The 13889-nt window shown below is 73.4% G+C and carries 9 protein-coding genes; 4 read left to right on the top strand and 5 right to left on the bottom strand.

All coding sequences use genetic code 11. The features are described 5' to 3' along the window. Positions 1–207: 207 nt before the first annotated feature. Both ACZ4U1_RS11040 and ACZ4U1_RS11035 read right to left on the bottom strand, forming a co-directional pair. Positions 208–2787: an ABC transporter permease gene (locus tag ACZ4U1_RS11040; protein WP_467902100.1), complete on the bottom strand. Its 2580-nt coding sequence runs from the start codon at positions 2785–2787 to the stop codon at positions 208–210. Next, the gene (locus tag ACZ4U1_RS11035) at positions 2784–3572 is read right to left on the bottom strand and encodes an ABC transporter ATP-binding protein (protein WP_467902098.1); all 789 of its coding nucleotides are present in this window, start codon (positions 3570–3572) and stop codon (positions 2784–2786) included. Before ACZ4U1_RS11035 ends, ACZ4U1_RS11040 begins: the two co-directional genes overlap by 4 nt. A gap of 444 nt (positions 3573–4016) precedes the next feature. Here ACZ4U1_RS11035 and ACZ4U1_RS11030 point away from each other — a divergent pair, with 444 nt between their 5' ends. From ACZ4U1_RS11030 to ACZ4U1_RS11020, 3 genes are all read left to right on the top strand, one after another. Continuing rightward, entirely contained in the window at positions 4017–5513 is a 1497-nt protein-coding gene (locus tag ACZ4U1_RS11030; protein ID WP_467902096.1) for an MFS transporter, read from the top strand. Between the two features lie 186 nt (positions 5514–5699). Then, positions 5700–6143 carry a DUF485 domain-containing protein gene (locus ACZ4U1_RS11025; RefSeq protein ID WP_467902094.1) on the top strand — a complete coding sequence of 148 codons (444 nt, stop codon included), beginning with the start codon at positions 5700–5702 and terminating at the stop codon, positions 6141–6143. Then, positions 6140–7774, top strand: a complete 1635-nt coding sequence (locus tag ACZ4U1_RS11020) for a sodium/solute symporter (protein WP_467902092.1) — start codon at positions 6140–6142, stop codon at positions 7772–7774. Before ACZ4U1_RS11025 ends, ACZ4U1_RS11020 begins: the two co-directional genes overlap by 4 nt. Positions 7775–7792: 18 nt before the next feature. Here the strand turns inward: ACZ4U1_RS11020 and ACZ4U1_RS11015 are convergent, their stop codons facing one another. The 3 genes from ACZ4U1_RS11015 to ACZ4U1_RS11005 form a co-directional block, all read right to left on the bottom strand. Beyond that, a complete protein-coding gene (locus ACZ4U1_RS11015; RefSeq protein WP_467902090.1) occupies positions 7793–8680 on the bottom strand; it encodes a DivIVA domain-containing protein in 888 nt (295 codons plus the stop codon). A gap of 318 nt (positions 8681–8998) precedes the next feature. Further along, the gene (locus ACZ4U1_RS11010; protein ID WP_467902088.1) at positions 8999–12016 is read right to left on the bottom strand and encodes an SUKH-4 family immunity protein; all 3018 of its coding nucleotides are present in this window, start codon (positions 12014–12016) and stop codon (positions 8999–9001) included. A 7-nt stretch (positions 12017–12023) separates the two neighbouring features. Then, on the bottom strand, positions 12024–13064 hold the full coding sequence (locus ACZ4U1_RS11005; RefSeq protein ID WP_467902087.1) for an SMI1/KNR4 family protein: 1041 nt from the start codon (positions 13062–13064) through the stop codon (positions 12024–12026). Positions 13065–13326: 262 nt separating this feature from the next. On the opposite strand from ACZ4U1_RS11005, the gene ACZ4U1_RS11000 reads away from it, so the two are divergent. Further along, on the top strand, positions 13327–13842 hold the full coding sequence (locus tag ACZ4U1_RS11000) for a YwqJ-related putative deaminase (protein WP_467902086.1): 516 nt from the start codon (positions 13327–13329) through the stop codon (positions 13840–13842). The last annotated feature ends 47 nt before the right edge of the window (positions 13843–13889 follow it).

The raw sequence follows: 13889 nt of genomic DNA, 5'->3' as shown, positions 1-13889 counted from the left end.
ACTCGAACGACGGGCCGGGGCTGTCCAGCGTACGACGGTGCGGGCGGCGGTGCGGGAGGCTGTGGACAACGCGGGGCGGAGGCTGTGGACAACCCGGGCGACCGCACAGCGCGGAAACCCGGTGCCGGGAAGTCCCCCAGGACTCCCCGGCACCGGATCCTCCTCCGCAACCCCCGTATGCGGTGGCCGTCGGCCCAGCCCGCTTGGCTAGTCCGTCGCGATCGCGTTCAGTACGTTCATCCGGCCCGCCCGGAACGCCGGGATCAGCGCGGCGAACAGGCCCACGAAGGCCGAGCCGACGAAGACGCCGGTGATCGTCGGCCAGGGGATCTCCAGGACGTTCAGGCCCTCCAGGGCGAGGAGCTTCTGGGCGGTGGCGCCCCAGCCCATGCCGAGGCCGAGGCCCAGCAGCGCGCCGAAGACGGCGATCACCACGGACTCCAGCCGGATCATGCGGCGCAGCTGGCGGCGGGAGAGGCCGATGGCCCGCATGAGGCCGATCTCCCGGGTCCGCTCGACCACGGACAGGGCGAGGGTGTTCACGACACCCAGGACCGCGACGATGATCGCGAGGGCGAGCAGGCCGTAGATCATGTTCAGCAGCTGGCCGATCTGGTCCTTCAGCTCCTGCTTGTAGTCGGTCTGGTCGCGCACGGTGTACTGCGGGAACTCGTGCAGGGCCGACTTCAGCGCCGTGTAGGCGGTCTTCTCCCGGCCGTCCTCCGCCGTGGCGAAGAGCAGGTCGTCCAGCGGCATGTCGGCGGCGGGGATGTACTTCGCGGCCGTGGCGATGGACGCGTACATCGCGCCCTTGTCGATGACGGCCTCGTCGCTGGTGATCGCGCGGACGGTCAGCCTGGCCGTGCGGCCGTCCTTGAAGTGGACGGCGACCGTGGAGCCCAGCTTGATGCCGTGGTCCTTGGCGAAGCCCTCGAAGACGGACATCGAGTCGGGCTTGTAGGCGTCGGCGAGGGTGCCGGCGACGGTCTCGGTGCGCACGTCCCGCGCGTAGGTCGGGTCGGCCGCGTTGATCGTCTCGTTCCTGGTGGTGCGGCCGTCCGGCGTGGTCAGGGAGGCGTCCAGGACCTTGTACTCGGTGACCCGGGCGAGGCCCGGGGTGTCCTTGACGGCCTGGACCGCCTGCTTGTTGATGACCTGGCCGTTGTCCTCCTGGACGATGAAGTCCGCGCCGACGGTCTTGTCCAGCTGCTCGGTGGCGGAGGCCACCATGGAGGAGCCGACCACCGACAGGCAGGCCACCAGGGCGAGGCCGATCATCAGGGCGGCGCCGGTGGCGCCGGTGCGGCGCGGGTTGCGCAGCGCGTTGCGCTCGGCCATGCGGCCCACGGGCCCGAAGACCCGCAGGATGACCGCGCCGAGGATCCGGACCAGTCCGGCGGCGAGCAGCGGGCCGATGACGACGAAGCCGATGAGTGTGAGCACCACGCCCAGGCCCAGCCAGCCCGAGCCGGTCTTGGCCTCGTCGGTGGTGGCGGCGACGTACAGGCTCCAGCCGCCGGCGGCGGTCAGGAGCAGGCCGATCACGGCCCGGACGGCGCCGGCCCTGGCGTCGGCCGGGGCGCCCGCGTCGCGCAGGGCGGCCATCGGGGAGACCTTGCCGGCGCGCCGGGCGGGCAGGTAGGCGGCGAGGACGGTGACGACCACGCCGAGGAGCAGGCCGAGCGCGGGGGTGGTCCAGGCGACGGTGAGGTCGTCGGTGGAGAGGTTCATGCCGATCTGGCCCATGAGCTTCATCAGGCCGATCGCGATGCCGACGCCCGCGCCGACGCCGAGCACCGAGCCGAGCACGCCGAGCAGCAGCGCCTCGACCAGCACGGACCGGTTGACCTGCTTGCGGGAGGAGCCGATGGCGCGCAGCAGGCCGATCTCGCGGGTGCGCTGGGCGACCAGCATGGAGAAGGTGTTGATGATCAGGAAGATGCCGACGAGGAAGGCGATCCCGGCGAAGCCGAGCATCGCGTACTTCATGACGTTCAGGAAGCTCTGGACGTTCTTCTGGTTGGCGTCGGCGACCTCCTTGGCGGTCTGCACCTTGTAGTCGTGTCCGAGGACGGCGGTGACGTTCTTCTTCAGCTGGTCGTCGGTCACGCCCTTGGCGGCCATGACGTTGACGTTGGTGTAGACACCGGTCCGGCCGACGAGGGTCTGCTGGGCGGTCTTCGTGTCCAGGTAGAAGATGGCCGCGCCGGGGTTGGTGACCTTGAAGGCGGCGATGCCGGACACGTGCGCGTGGTGCGTACCGACGGCCGTGATCACGCCGATCTCGTCGCCGAGCTTCAGGCCGTGCTTGTCGGCGGTGTCGGCGTCGATCATCACCTGGTCCGGGCCCTTGGGCGCCGTACCGGAGGTGATCTCCATGGTGCGGGCGTCGTTGCCGTTCCAGTTGCCGACGATGGTGGGCGCGCCGCTGCTGGGCGACAGCTTGTCCTTGTCGGCGTCGATCACGGTCACCGAGGTGGAGAACACCGTGCCCTCGGCCGACCTGACGCCCTGGGCCGTGCGGACCTCCCCGACCACGGAGGCGGGCAGCACGGGCGGCTTGCCGGTGCGGGAGGTGGTCTCCCCGGTGTCGGAGGAGCCCTTGGCGCTGACCTGCACGTCCGACGAGGTGGCCTGGAACAGCTTGTCGAAGGTGGTGTTCATGGTGTCGGTGAACACGAGCGTGCCGCACACGAACGCCACCGACAGCAGGACCGCGACCGCCGACAGCGCCATGCGGCCCTTGTGCGCGACGAAGTTGCGCATCGAGGTCTTCAGGACGGTCATGACGTACGCCCCCGGGCGTCGAAGTCCTTCATGCGGTCCAGGACCTGATCGGCCGTCGGGTTGTACATCTCGTCGACGATCCGGCCGTCGGCGAGGTAGAGCACGCGGTCGGCGTAGGAGGCGGCCACCGGGTCGTGGGTGACCATGACGATGGTCTGGCCGAGTTCGTCCACCGAGCGGCGCAGGAAGCCGAGTACTTCGGCGCCCGCGCGCGAGTCGAGGTTCCCGGTCGGCTCGTCCCCGAAGATGATCTCCGGGCGGGCGGCGAGCGCGCGGGCCACGGCGACGCGCTGCTGCTGGCCGCCGGAGAGCTGGGTGGGGCGGTGCTTGAGCCGCCCGGCGAGCCCGACGGTCTCCACCACGCGGTCCAGCCAGGCCCGGTCGGGCTTGCGGCCGGCGATGTCCATGGGGAGTGTGATGTTCTCGATCGCGTTCAGCGTCGGCAGCAGGTTGAACGCCTGGAAGATGAAGCCGATCCGGTCCCGGCGCAGCTGGGTGAGCTTCTTGTCCTTCAGGCCGGTGATCTCGGTGTCGGCCAGGTGGATGTGACCGCTCGTCACCGTGTCCAGGCCGGCGAGGCAGTGCATCAGGGTGGACTTGCCGGACCCGGAGGGGCCCATGATCGCGGTGAACTGGCCCCGGGCGATGTCCACGTCCACGTGGTCCAGGGCGACGACGCGGGTCTCGCCGGACCCGTACGCCTTCACGACCTGCCGCGCCCGCGCGGCAACGGCCGTAGGCCCTCCAGTGCCCCCGTGCCTGGGAATGGTCACAGCCGATGTCACGGTATATCTCCTATGTCGGGTTGCAGATCGGTGCGGAGCGCCCGGTCTCCCGGGACGTCGTTCTGGGTACGTCGATGAGTCTCGCGGTCGGGGAGGGCCTCGCGCGCTGGTGCGAAGCCCCGTCTTTCCGGGGGGTAAACCCCACCCCCGCCGGTGCGGTCCGCCGCCCCCCAGCGGCGTAGAGCCAGGTTAAGGACGGACCCCGGCCGGTCTCGTCCTCCGCCGGGACGAACCCTCCCCGAGCCGTTGTGCGGAGGAACCCCTAGGGGTGCTCCACCGCCGGGTGGAGCCGTTCTCGGGCTCGCCTCCACCCTTCGGTGCGGAAAGCCTCCACCCTTCCGCCGCGTCAGGGTCAACTCCGCCGCCCGTGGGAAGCTGTCGTCCCGGACATAGGTGCAGGGGGCACCTGGGTAGCTTCCGGCGGGGAGCACGGGAGGGATTGCGGTGGGGAGCACGACACCGGCGATACGCGGCGGAACCGAACGGCGGCAGGACACCCGGCGGCGGGGTGCGGTGGTCGCCGCGCTCATGCTGGCGATGGCACTGGCGGCACTCGACTCCACCGTGGTCTCCACGGCCGTACCGCAGATCGTGGGCGACCTCGGCGGCTTCTCCGTCTTCTCGTGGCTGTTCTCCGGCTATCTGCTCGCCGTCACCGTCACGCTCCCCGTCTACGGCAAGCTGTCCGACACCTTCGGCCGCAAGCCGGTGCTGGTGGTGGGCGCGGCCGTGTTCCTGCTGGGCTCGCTGCTGTGCGCCGTGGCCTGGAACATGGGCGCGCTGATCGCGTTCCGGATCGTGCAGGGCCTGGGCGGCGGGGCGTTGCAGGGCACGGTGCAGACGCTGGCCGCCGATCTCTACCCGCTGGCGGAGCGCCCGAAGATCCAGTCGAAGCTGTCCACGGTGTGGGCGGTGTCCGCGGTGGCCGGTCCCGGGCTCGGCGGCGTCCTCGCCGCGTACGCGGACTGGCGCTGGATCTTCCTGATCAACCTGCCGATCGGTGCCGCCGCCCTGTGGCTGATCGTCCGTCACCTGCACGAGCCGGAGCGGGAAAGCGCCCGCCACGCGCGCGTGGACTGGGCCGGCGCGCTCGCGGTGTTCGCGTGCGGCGGGGTGCTGCTGACCGCGCTGGTGCAGGGCGGGGTCGCGTGGCCGTGGCTGTCGGTGCCCTCGCTGGCCCTCTTCGGCACGGGCCTGGCCCTGGCCGCCGTGGTGGTGTGGGTGGAGCGACGGGCCTCGGATCCGATCATTCCGGGGTGGGTGTGGCGGCGCCGGACCATCGCGGCCGTCAATCTGGCGCTCGGCGCGCTGGGCCTGCTGATGGTGGCGCCCTCTGTGTTCCTGCCGACGTACGCGCAGTCGGTGCTCGGACTGGCCCCGGTGACCGCCGGGTTCGTGCTGTCGGTGTGGACGCTCAGCTGGCCGGTGTCGGCCGCGTTCAGCCAGCACGTCTACCGGCGGATCGGCTTCCGGGACACCGCGCTGCTCGGTATCGGCCTGGCGGCGCTGATCCTGTGTGCGTTCCCGTTCCTGCCGTACCCCGGGTCGTGGTGGCAGCCGATGCTGCTGATGCTGCTGCTGGGCGGCGCGCTGGGCCTGTTCCAGCTGCCGCTGATCATCGGGGTGCAGTCGACCGTGGGCTGGTCGGAGCGGGGCACCACGACCGCGTCGGTGCTGTTCTGCCGGCAGACCGGCCAGACCCTCGGCGCCTCCCTGTTCGGCGCCGTCGCCAACGGGGTGCTGGCCGCGCGGCTCGGCGGGGCGGGCGACCTGGACTCCGTCACGCGCGCGCTGGACGCCGGTACGGCCCCGGAGGCGACCCGGCGGGCCATCGCGGAGGCGGTGCAGGCGGTCTATCTGGGGGCGGCGGCCGCGGCGGCCCTGGCGTTCGTCGTGCTCCTGCTGGTGGCGCCCCGGCGGTTCCCGGTGCTCCAGGACTGAACCCGGAAGGGTTAACGCGGGTAACACCCCAGGTCGGACCCGTTTTCGCGGGGAAAGCGCATACCGACCGGCCAGTTCGGTGAAAACGCCGCGCGGGTCGCACCTCGCGAGTAGCGTGCGTGGCTCAGCTCCCCCACCTCCCTGCGGTCCGCCGCCACGGACCCGAGCCACGCAAGGAGCCCCGGGATGTCCTACGACACGCCGCACCCGTCGTACCCGTCGCACGCCGCACAGCCGTCGTCCCCGTCGTACCCGACCTACCCCTGGCAGCCGCCCGCACCGCCCGAACCCGTCCCTCCGGTCCGCCGGCCGCCCCGTGAACCCCTCGGCCACCACAGCGACCTGCGGGTGCTGCGCAGCGCCTACCGCTGGCAGCGGCGCACCGCCACGCTCACCGCGCTCGGCTACTTCACGCTGTTCCTGATCCTGTCCGCGTACGCCCCCGGCGTCATGACGAGCACCGTCGCCGACGGCATCCCCGCCGGCCTGCTCCTCGCCCTCCTCCAACTCCCCGTCACGTGGCTCGCGATCGCCCTGTACGAGCACACCGCGCGCCGGCGCGTCGACCCGCTCGCCGACCGGATCCGCCGGCAGGCCGAACTGGACGCGCGGCGGGGAGCGACGCGATGACCGGCGCCGCCGCCCCGGGGTTCACCGGCTTCAGCGACTCCGCGCAGACCATGTCGCTGGTCGCCTTCTCCACCGCCGCCACCGTCACCCTGCTGCTGTGCGTGATGACCGGCCCCGACCAGGACGACCTGGACGAGTTCTACACCGGCTACGGCTCCCTCTCCCCGCTGCGCAACGGCCTCGCCATCGCCGGCGACTACATCTCCGCCGCCACCGTCCTCGGCACCGGCGGAGTGATCGCCCTGTGCGGCTACGACGGTGTGGTCCTCGCCCTCAGTACGGCGCTGTCGCTGATGCTGATGATGTTCCTGCTGGCCGAACCGCTGCGCAACGCGGGCCGGTTCACCATGGGCGACGCGCTCGCCCGCCGGCTGCCGGGCCGCTGCGTGCGCGTCACGGCGTGCGCGGTGACCATCGCCGCGCTGCTGCCGCTGATGCTGGTCCAACTGGCCGGGACCGGACAGCTGATGGCCTTCATCCTCGGCTTCACAGGCGAGTCCCTGAAGACCGGGTGCGTCGTGGGGCTCGGCATCCTCATGATCGCCTACGCGGCGATCGGCGGCATGAAGGGCACCGCGCTCATCCAGATCGTCAAGATCGTGATGCTGCTCGGATCGGGCGCCGTGGTCGCCCTCCTGGTGCTGCGCCGCTTCGACTGGGACCCGGGCGCCCTGTTCACCGCCGCCGCCCGGCAGAGCGGCGCCGGACCCGCCTTCCTCCACTCCGGGCTGCAGTTCGGCACCACGCCCGCCGCCCGCGTCGACATGATCGCCTCCGAGCTGACCGTCGTCCTCGGCGGCGCCTGCCTGCCCCACATCACCATGCGCATGTACACCGCCTCCAGCGCCCGCCAGGTGCGCCGCTCGATGTCCTGGGCGGTGTCGCTGGTCGCCCTGTTCGTCCTCGTCATCACCGTGGTGGGGTTGGGCGCGACGGCCCTGCTCGGGCGTACGGCGGTCTCGGCGGCCGACCCGCAGGGCAACACGGCGTACCTGCTGGGCTCGCGCGCGGTGTTCGGCGCCGAGGTGACGACGGCGGAGACCTTCCTGTTCACCCTGGTCACCACCGCCATCTTCCTGACCGTGCTCGCCTCGGTGGCCGGAATGATCCTCGCCTGCGCCAACTCCCTCGCGCACGACGTGTTCGCGGCCCGGGTGCAGGAGATGCCGGCCCGCCGCGAGATGACCCTGGCCCGCGTCTCGGCGCTCGCCGTAGGGATACCGACGATCCTGCTCGCCACCCTGGTCCAGCACCACAGCCTGCAGCCCCTGGTCACGCTCTCCTTCTGCCTGGGCGCCTCGGCCCTCGCCCCCGCCCTGGTCTACGGCCTCTTCTGGCGCCGCTACACCCGCAGCGGGCTCCTGGCCACGCTGATCGGGGGCTCGCTGACCGTGCTGCTGCTCATGCCGGGCACCAAGCTCGTCTCCGGCTCGCCCGTGTCGGCGTTCCCGGACGCCGACTTCACCTGGTTCCCGTTCACCACCACCGGCATCGTCTCCATCCCGGCCGGCTTCCTCTTCGGCTGGCTGGGCACGGTGCTGTCGGGCCGCGCGAAAGCGGAACAGCAGCGGCACCAGTACGAGGCGGTGGAGGGGTGGATCCTGGCGGGGGCGGTGCGCAAGGGGAGGTGACGGCGTATCCGGCCCGCGCTACTCCAGCACAGCCCGGCCGGTCAGGGTGATGAGGCTGTCGCGTACGGAGTCCATGTGCGCCTGCATGTCGTCCCAGACCTCGCCGTGCTCGCGCAGCACCCGTTCCGTCTCCCGGGCGATGCGCTCCTCGCGCACGCGCGCGTCGGCGATGATCTCGGCGGCACGCGCGCGTGCCTCCTCCTGGGAGCGCCGCGCGGACTCCTCCGCCTCCCCGAGGGCCTGTTCCGCCTCGGCCACGGCGGCCTCGGCCTGCCTGATCCGTTCGGCGTACCGGGCGTCCAGCGCGGCCGTCCGCTCGGCGTCCGCGCGTTCGGCCTCGTCCCACTGCGCGGCGTGCTCCCGGGACTGTTCGGCGAGCACGCCGGTGGCGCGTTCCCGCGCCTCGCGCAGCACCGCGAGGGTCTCGGCGCGCCCGGCCTTCACCGCGCGCCGGGCGCCGACGCGAATGGCGTCGGCCTCGGCCTGCGCGGCCAGGAGCGTCCTGCGGGCGTGTTCGTCGGCCTCCGCGCGGAGCGCGTCCGCCGCCTCCTGCGTCTCCCGGCGCAGCCGCCCGGCGCGCGCCTGGGCCCGCTCGACCTCCTCCTGGGCCTCGCGCCGGGTACGTTCCCGCAGGTCCGCCGCCTCCTCCAGCACCAGCCGGTACAGGCGCCGGGCGCGGTCCCCGAGCGTCTCGTACGTCGGCGGAGCGAGCTGGGCGACGGCCTCGCGCAACTCCACGACCTCCGCCTCCATGTCCTTGGCGAGCACGGTCAGCCGGGCGGCACGCTCCCAGGCGGCGTCCCGGTCGTCGGACAGCGCCTCCAGAAACGCGTCGACCTGGTCGGGGCGGTAGCCACGCCCCCGGACGGTCACGAAGCCGTGCGTCGGCACCGATGCGCTGCTCACCCTGGGGACCCCTCTCCAACGGACTAAACGGACCGGACATACACGACATAATGATTTCGCGCATATCTTGATGGATCGGACGTGGGCAGTCATAACGCGACACTCCGCAGTGACGTCACGGCCACCCCGGAAACACGTCGGGGCCTTTCCGGGTGGGCGGGGGGGGGGCCCGGGGAGTTTCGGGGGGGGTTTCCCCCCGGAGGAATCTCTCCGGTGTGGTTCCACAAAACCCCCCCCACCCCCCCCCCCCCCCCCCCCCCCCCCCCCCCGACGGCGTTGCAGCGGGTGCTCTCCATCGGGAGCGCTGCATCGGGTGCGTTACAACAACCCGTCCCACATCTGCTCCAGCAGCACCGACCACCAGCTCTCCGGCGAACCGAGCGCCGCCGGGTCGAGGGCGGCCAGCTGCGCCTGGAAGTCGACGGTCCAGCGGCCCGCCTGCTCCTGGTTCAGCCCGTACCTGAGGCGCCACATCCGGCCCAGCAGCGCCAGGCACCGCGCGAACTCCGGCAGCCCGGTGTTCACGAACTGCGGCGGCACCGGCGCACCGCCCGGCCCCGCCTCCACCGGCACGGCCACGATGTTCGCGGTCCCGTACTGCACACAGATCGCCTTGCCGAAGTCGGTCCCCATGACGAGGTACGACCCCGCGTCCGCCGCCGGCTGCACCCCGCGCTCCGCCGCCAGCTCCGCCAGCGTCGGCACCGGGCGGCCCGGCTGCGCCTGCGCCCAGAAGAAGGGGCCCATGTCCAGCGGCAGCCCCGCGACGACCAGGGTGTGCGCCACGATCGGCGGCACCCCCTGCCGGGACACCGCCTGCTGGTCGAACCGGAAGACCCCCGGCCCGAACGCCGCGGCCAGCTCCTGCGCGATGCCCTCCGGCGGGACGGGCGGCGCGGGCTGCACCGGCGGCAACGGCGCCCGCACCGGCGCGGGCCGCGCGGGACCGTCCGCCACCTGGTGCAACTCACCCTGATGCGCCAGCAACTGCTGCATGCCCTGCTGCCGGCTCGCGTGGTCCGTGCCGTACGGCGCGATGCTCGTGATCCGCGCCTGCGGCCACTGCTCGCGGATCATCCGCGCGCAGTAGGCACCCGGCAGAGCGCACGACTCCAGCTCCGTGTGCAGCTCCAGCACCTGGTCCGGCGGCACGTTCATGGCCCGCAGCTCGTGGAAGATCTGCCACTCCGGGTGCGGCGTGCCCGGCGCCGAACGCCGGATCAGCTGCTGCTCGGAGCCGTCCTGGGCGCGGTAGCGCAACACGGCCTGGTAACCGGGCCCGACCGTCGGCTGCCCCTGCTGCGGGTACCCGTACGCCGATCCCGGCCCGGGCACCGGCCCACCCGCCGGCGGCGGCATCGCGCCGGGCGGCATCGGGGGCTGGACGCCGGGGGCACCGGGAGCACCCGGGGCCGCGGGGGCGCCGGGCGCGCCGGGGGGCATACCAGGGGCGCCCGGCATACCGAGCGCGCCGGGGGCGGGCGGCGGGGGCGGAGGTGCACCGGGACCGGCCACCGGGGGAGCGGCCAGCATGGTCTCGGCGTGGTGAACGGCACCGCGACCACCGCCGGGGGCGCCGGGGGCACCGGGGGCGGCGGGGGCGGCGGGGGCGGCGGGAGCGCCGGGGGCGGCCGGGGGCTGCGGCGCACCAGGGGCACCGGGGGCAGCCGGGGGCTGCGGCGCGCCCGGAACACCGGGAGCAGCGGGAGGCTGCGGCGCACCCGGCCCACCCGGAGCCTGCGGCGCACCCCCGCCCAGCTGGCTCGGATCAGCCAGCACCGTGGCCGCATGGTGCACGTTGCCCGGGGGCGCTGCAGGCGGCTGGGGGGCGCCCGGAGTGTTCGGCGCGCCGGGCGCCTGCGCTCCCTCCGCGCTCCCCGGACCGGCGGGCGTACCCGTACCGCCCTGGTCCTCAGACCCCTCCGGCCCGAGCGACGACATGAGCTGGGTCGGCACGTAGCCACCCGCGGGCGCACCCGGCGCGGGCGGCGGCGTCGCACTCCCCGGGCGCGCACCCGGCGTACCCGGGGCCCCCGGCGGAGGAGGCGGCGCACCCACTCCACCGCGCGCCTTCTTCGGCGGCGGCGCGGCCTTGCTCGTCGCGGCGTCCGCGATGTCCCCGGCGTTCGGCGCGAGCCGACGCCCGGGCGCACCCGGCCCCGCCGGCGGCGGCGTGTCCGACGCACCGCCCGGCGCCTGCGGATAGCCGTACGACGCGGCACCCGGCGGCGGAGGCGGCGTACTCCCGTGCGGAGCACCCTGCGGCGGAGGCGGCGTACTCCCCTGCGAAGCACCGTGCGCCGAAGGCGGCGGCGTACTCCCCTGCGGATAGCCGTACGACGCGGCACCCGGCGGCGGAGGCGGCGGCGTGCTGCCCTGCGGAGCACCCTGCGGCGGAGGCGGCGGCGTGCTGCCCTGCGGAGCACCCTGCGGCGGAGCGTACGGCGGCACGCCCTGCGGAGGGGTGCCCGGAGCCGCGGGTGCCTGCGGATGGCCGTACGGGGGCGTACCGGGCACCGGCGGGGGCGTGCCGCCCTGGCCGGCGCCCGGCGCGCCCGGCAGGTCGAGCGCGGGCGCGACCGCCGTCGGCGGCAGCTGGCTGCCGCCCGACATCAATGCCGTCGGCGCGTCCGGCGCCACTGCCGGCGGGCGCGGCGCCGCGTCGTCCACCTCGCTCAGCGGCGGTGCGAACACCGTCGCGGGCAGCGGCACGGAACGGTCCTCGTCGCCGGTCTCCGCGTTGGTGTCGGTACCGGCCCAGGGCGTCGCCCCCGCGGGCACGTCCGCCGGAGGAGCCGCCCCCGACGGACCGGCCTGCGTCTGCGCCAGACCGCCCGCGCCCGGAGAAGCCGCGCCCGGAGCCGACCCCCCATCAGAAACCGAAGCCGCCGCGCCCGGAACCGGGGCCGAAGCCCCCGCTCCCGTGCCCGCCTCCGTGCTCTCCGGCCGCCGCTCCCCGATCCCCAGCTTGTCCGCCGCCTCCTGCAACCACTCCGGTGGAGTCAGCAGGAACGACGTCTGGTTCAGGTCCAGGCGAGCCGCCGCGGGCGCCGGAACCGCGTCCTGCGGCTCCTCCGCACGGCCGTACTCCTCCTCGTACCGGCGGATCACCTCTCCCACCGGCAGCGCGGGCCACAGCGTCGCCTCCCCGCTGTCCCGGGCGATGACCAGCCGCTGGCCGCCCGCGTCCGAACGCGGGCCCTCCGCCCGGTCCTCGCCCCACACCACGAACCCGAGCTCGAACTCCCGCACCCGCACCTCGCGATGCTGGTACGCGGGCACATCGCCGTTGATCCACTCCTCGGCGCGCTCCTGCGCCTGCGCGTAGGTCACCATCGCCAGCTCACTCCCCCACCGGGCCGGAAGACGCCGAACCGGAAGTCACCGGGACGACACGGGCGAAACCGCCGTCCACCATCAGCTGCGCCACCGTGTCCAGCTCCGGCGGACTGCCGGCCAGCCGGGACAGGAAGACGTCGAAGTCGTCACCGCACGGCAGCAGCAGACGCTCCACCCGCTCCGCCGGCGACCACGACGGGTCCACGTCCCGCACATCGTCGTACGCGCAGAACCACACCGAACCCGGCCGCTCGCCCTTCACCCTCACCGCGAGCAGCCCGCCCTGCACGAAGGCCACCGCCAGGTAATCCTTCGTCAGGTGGTCACGCAGACACTTGTTCACATACACCAGGTCGTTGACCGCGGCCTCGTCCCGCACCGTGAAGAACGGCTGGTCCACCAGCAGACCCAGCTCGGCGTCCAGCGCCGTACCCACCGGCGCGCAGCCGCCCGCCGCCTTCAGGAACGAACGGTACGCACCCGGCAGCCGGTACCCGAGGTCCTCCTCGACCCCCTGCACCTGCGCCTCCGTCACCGCCACACCCGACTTCGGCAGCCCGAAGTGCGCCGGCCGCGACTCCTGCAACGGCCGCGTACCCCGCTTGCCGTGGTCCACCGGCGCCGTCGCCACCCCGCCGTGATGCCGCAGCAGCGCCTTCACCTCGACCGGGATCAGCTCCAGCCGCCGCGTCCCCGCCACGTGATGCCACGTCCAGCCGTGCGGCGTCGCCACGTCCGGCACCGTGTCCCACAACTCGTGCCCCGCCGCCGCCAAGGCCGCGTTCGCCGACACGTAGTCCGTCAGCCGCAACTCGTCGACGCCGAAGCCCTCCGGCGGCTCGGCGATCTCCACCGCCACGCGCGCGTACGGCGAGAAATCCGGGTAACCCCGCTCATCGACCCGTACCCCTCTCGGGTGACGTGCCGCCCGGACCGGATCCGGAAAGTGCACGACCTGCCCGGCATAGGCCGAGTTCGGCGGCGCGGCTTGTCCCCCAGCGTGGCCGCTGGGCGGTGCCCCCAGCCCGAGCCGACCTGTCGTCATGGCGGTTGCCCCCTGCGGCGTTGTCTTGGGCCTGAACGGCGGTGTCGATCGCGGATGGCGACAGCCTATGCGGTACGCGCACCCCGGTCACCGGCCCACCACAACCCCGCGCACCCCACAGGCCCACCCCCGTGACCAGCCGTCACCCCACCGTCACGCCACGCCCTGAACGGGCGTGTCGCACCGCCCCAGCTTCCGCACCAGCCACGGCATTTGGCACCCTGTGTCCTTCGGGGGGATGCCCGGGGAGGGAACAACGATCATGAACGCCTTGCAGACCGGAGGTACCGACGTGCGGGCCGGCGACCCTCGCATCAACTGGAGCGGCACCGACACACCCCCCGCCCCCGCCCTCCGTCACCGCCGCGACGGCATCCTGCCCACCGTGGCCGCCGCCCTCTCCGTCCGCGGCGCCACCCTCACCGGCACCGCCGCCCGCAGCGACCAGCCCCCCGCCCTGCACCCCCTCGTCCAGGACTTCCTGGACACCCTCACCAGCGCCCAACGCGACCGCTTCACCGGCCGCTGCGCCGAAACCATCCTCATCTCCCGGCACATCGCCACCGCCGACGCCGCCCGCAGCAAACGCGCCGCCCGCAGACCCATGACCAACGGCGAAGCCCGCAAAGCCCTCAAGCACGCCAAGCTCACCGCCCGCCGCATACGCGAGGACGGCGACCCCCTCCACGGCAGCTTCGCCACCCCCTGCCGCGCCTGCACCGCCCTCAGCGCCCACTTCGGCGTCCGCATCGTCGACCCCACCGCACCCGACGCCTGAACCACCACCCCCCGCACGACCCCGCCGGCACGACGATCGAAGGGCAG

The organism is Streptomyces sp. NPDC028928 (assembly GCF_055564915.1).
Note: the sequence above shows the minus strand (reverse complement) of the source record. Positions and strands in the feature narration are given on the sequence as shown.

Excerpts from the sequence above, each read along its gene's own strand:
- ACZ4U1_RS11000 (WP_467902086.1), top strand. The coding sequence starts at position 13,327 with ATGAACGCCTTGCAGACCGGAGGTACCGACGTGCGGGCCGGCGACCCT.
- ACZ4U1_RS11010 (WP_467902088.1), bottom strand. The coding sequence starts at position 12,016 with ATGGTGACCTACGCGCAGGCGCAGGAGCGCGCCGAGGAGTGGATCAAC.
- ACZ4U1_RS11040 (WP_467902100.1), bottom strand. The coding sequence starts at position 2,787 with ATGACCGTCCTGAAGACCTCGATGCGCAACTTCGTCGCGCACAAGGGC.
- ACZ4U1_RS11020 (WP_467902092.1), top strand. The coding sequence starts at position 6,140 with ATGACCGGCGCCGCCGCCCCGGGGTTCACCGGCTTCAGCGACTCCGCG.
- ACZ4U1_RS11005 (WP_467902087.1), bottom strand. The coding sequence starts at position 13,064 with ATGACGACAGGTCGGCTCGGGCTGGGGGCACCGCCCAGCGGCCACGCT.
- ACZ4U1_RS11025 (WP_467902094.1), top strand. The coding sequence starts at position 5,700 with ATGTCCTACGACACGCCGCACCCGTCGTACCCGTCGCACGCCGCACAG.